Here is a 3575-nt window from a genome sequence, read left to right as displayed (position 1 = left end):
CGCGCCGGCTCCATGATCGACATCTCCGGCGGCTCGGTGCGTTATTCGGACGGCATGAATACCGCCACCAAACTCGCCGGCGCGGAAGGCGGCATCTACACGATGAACCGGGCCATGCCCGACATCGACTACGCGGGGCTTGCCGGCCGCTTCACACAAAACCATGCGCGCTGGGGCGTGAACACGACCTGGCGCAGCGCGCTGATAGGCGGCGACTTCAAGGAGGCCGGCTACACCGAAGGCCGCAAGGCCGGCGCTGTCCAGGTATTCGCCGGTGACGCCATGGTGCTCGAAGGGGATATGTGGGGCGGCGTCATCACGGGTGACCGTCAGCAAAACAAGCCGGTCGGCAAGACGGGAGGCCAGCTGGTATTGGGTGGCGGCAGGGTGGAAGACAAACCCTGGTCCCCCGGCACCGTCATCATCAGCCATGACCCCAAACGCCTGGGTGCTGCATTCAACGCAGGCAGCACCCTGGGGGCGGACTTCTATGTCCCCCTGGACCCCGCCAACCCAAGGTCCAAAAAATTGACCTTGCTGTCCGACGACATGCTCAGCAATTCGGGCATGGGCCAGACCACCTTCTACGTCAGCAAAGGCGACTTTGAAGTGGCCGCCGGCGCCAATGTCGAATTCTCGCCGGGCAGCGCGCTTTCCGTTACCGGTGGCGAAAACTCGACCGGCGCGATCCGCATCAACGGCATGATCCGCTCTGCAGGCGGTGTCATTTCCCTGGATTCGTTCTTCGGACAGCTGGAGTTTGGCGCGCGGGGCGGCCTGGATGTCTCCGGCCAATGGATCAACACCTGGCGTGACGGCAGGTCGTCCGGGCCTTGGGCCATGAATGGCGGCGCCATCACCCTCAATGCCAGCAAAATCATGGCGGATAAAAACGCCGTGTTTGACGTCTCCGGCGGGGGCCGTGTCGATATCGGCAAGAAAGGCTTGCCTGCCTTGCGTGTCGGCGATGCCGGCTCCATCCGCTTGACCGGTTTCACGCCGGACACGGGTCTGGCTTCGTTGAACCTGCGCGCGTATGCAGCGGGGTCGGCCGGCAGCCTGATCCTTGAAACGCCGTCATCCGTGCAAGTGGGCGGTGCCAGCAACGATCCCGCCACCGTGGTCTTGCCTGCCAGCCTGTTTGGCGACCGCGGTTTCGGAACCGTGTCGGTCGCGGTGCGCGGCAACGGCGGCATCGCGGTGCCTGAAGGTGTGGCGGTGACGCAGCAGGCCGTCGGTATTGATTTGAATTCTTTTGCCTACCGCGACGTGGCGACCGGCACCAGCCTGGCCGGTGTGGCGCCGATTGGCGTGCTGAGCCCGCAGGAACGGCTCAAGCGCAAACCGGGCGGACTGACCCTGGGCACGGAAGCCGGCGACATCCGCGTCGGGGTGGGTGCATCCATCGTGACCGACACCGGCGGCAAGCTGGCATTGGCTGCAGGTGGCGCCGGTGTGCTGACGGTGCTGGGCCGCCTGGAAGCGCCAGCGGGACGCATTGACCTGAGCGCCAAGACCCTCAGGCTGGAGCCGGGTGCGCAGTTGCTGGCGCGCGGCCTCCCGGCGATTTACCTCGACAAAACCGGGCACCTGCAAGGCAAGGTGTTATCGGGCGGTGTCGTGGATATCCGTGCCGCGGAGGTGCAGCTGGCGGCGGGTTCGCTAATCGACGTGTCGGGCGCGAGCGGGGAGATTGAACAGGCGCAGGCAGGTGGCGCGTTCGGACAGATAAGTTACAAAAAACTGGCACTGGCCAGTGATGGCGGGGCGATCAATATTCGCGGGGAGGGGCAGATTGCTGCCACTTTGGTTGGCAAGTCAGGGGGCAAGGGGGCGCAAGGTGGTTCCTTGTCGATTCAACAAGTAGCCTCCGGTCCGGGTGCCAATCTGGCAAACAAGGTTGTGGAAGCCTTTTGCACCATGATTCAATACTGTACGCCTGCCAGTATTGTTGGAACTGATTTTGCGAAGGTGCTTGAGGATTACGGTATCCCTGGATATGAGCCGATGATCATTACGCAAGCGTTATTTGATCATCTCAGTTCAGCAGGAAGGGTTGCCCTTGCCGTATCTGATACCGCCTCGGCTGGAGGAGGACAGGGAGGGCAAATCGACTACGCCGCTTTCGGACTGAACAACGCGGTTCTTGACGCTTTCAACGATTGGTTCTTACTGGATTTTCGGAGTTTGACCCCGTCAAATTCACTTCTGATAGCGCGTCCGAAATCCTTCTCGAAAGGTGGTTTTGCTAATCTTGGTTTAGCGTCTGCAGGTGCAGTTGAGCTGGGTGATGTCCAGCTTTCTGCGACGCGAAGTATCACGGTTGATGGTGCGTTACGTCATGCTGCAGGTGAATCCGGACATGCGAGTCTGACAGCGGCATATATCGGACTCAAACACACCTCGTCCGGCATTGCGCCACCAGCAATCGCGAACCGCACAGGAAGTTTGATATTGAACGCCGACGTCATCGATATCGTCGGAGGTGTCAGCGGATCTGGCGCCACCTTCGGGCCCGCGAGCATTCGCAGCTTTGCGAAAACGGCCTTGAATGCATCGGAACTCCGCTTCAGCGGGAAGAATGCCGCGGTTGATCCAACGATGGCCGCGGATGCCGCCACGGCAACCCTGGATGTGGATGGCGCACTGGCCATCACCGCCGGCCTGGTTTACCCGACCACCGCGATGAGCGCAAAAATCCTGTCCGGTGAATCCATCACCGTGGGGCGTTCCGGAAATTCTTCCGTGCTGCCTTTGTCGGCAGGCGGCACGCTGCGCCTGGAAGCGCCGGTGATCGAACAGAACGGCGTGCTGCGCGCGCCCTTCGGGCAGATAGAGCTGGTGGCCGGCAACCGCCTGACCCTGGGCGCAGGCAGCATCACCTCGGTCTCCGGCGCCGGCCTGATGCTGCCCTACGGCACGCTGTCGAACAACGAGCACTGGAAAGACCCCACCAAGGCCGGCGACGCCGCCAATCCATCGAGCGGCAGCCTGACCTCCCCGCCCGAGAAGCGCATCACCATGAAGTCGCCCAATGTCGACCTCGCCAAAGGCGCGGTCATCGACATCACCGGCGGCGGTGACCTGTACGCCTGGGAATTCGTTCCCGGCCCCGGCGGCTCCAATGATGTGCTGGCGCGTCCCGGCATGTACGCCGTTTTGCCCGGCCAGCAAGCCAGCGCCCCCGTCACCGGCGTCGACGCCGGCAAGCGCGTCTGGCTGGCCGGCGGCCCGGGCCTGGCGGCAGGCTGGTACACCCTGCTGCCCGCGCGCTACGCTTTGCTGCCCGGCGCCTTCGCCGTGCAGGCCACCGGCAAGGCCTGGGCCGGCGAAGTGGTCCCCGGCTTCGCCACCCGCGACGGCAGCCTCCTCATGCAAGGCAAGAGCGGCAACACGTATGGCGGCAGCCAGGATGCGCAAGCTTCGGCCTGGCGCGTCATGCCCGGCGCCACCGTGCGCAAATACACCGAATACAACGAAGCCTTCGCCAACGACTTCTTCTCGTCCGAAGCCTTCAAGCTCACGCAATACCGCCTCACCGGCCAGGACATCGTCACCCCCCGCCTGGCGCGCGA

The 3575-nt window shown here is 63.3% G+C and carries 1 protein-coding gene; it reads left to right on the top strand.

Features of this window, described 5'->3' with window-relative positions:
• Nucleotides 1–12: 12 nt before the first annotated feature.
• Nucleotides 13–3575 (top strand): hypothetical protein (locus tag ACLV8F_RS24760; RefSeq protein ID WP_411886851.1); only part of this gene is annotated, 3563 nt, incomplete at its 3' end.

Source organism: Polaromonas sp. YR568, from assembly GCF_943369675.1.
Taxonomy (GTDB): Bacteria; Pseudomonadota; Gammaproteobacteria; order Burkholderiales; family Burkholderiaceae_C; genus Polaromonas.
Note: the sequence above shows the minus strand (reverse complement) of the source record. Positions and strands in the feature narration are given on the sequence as shown.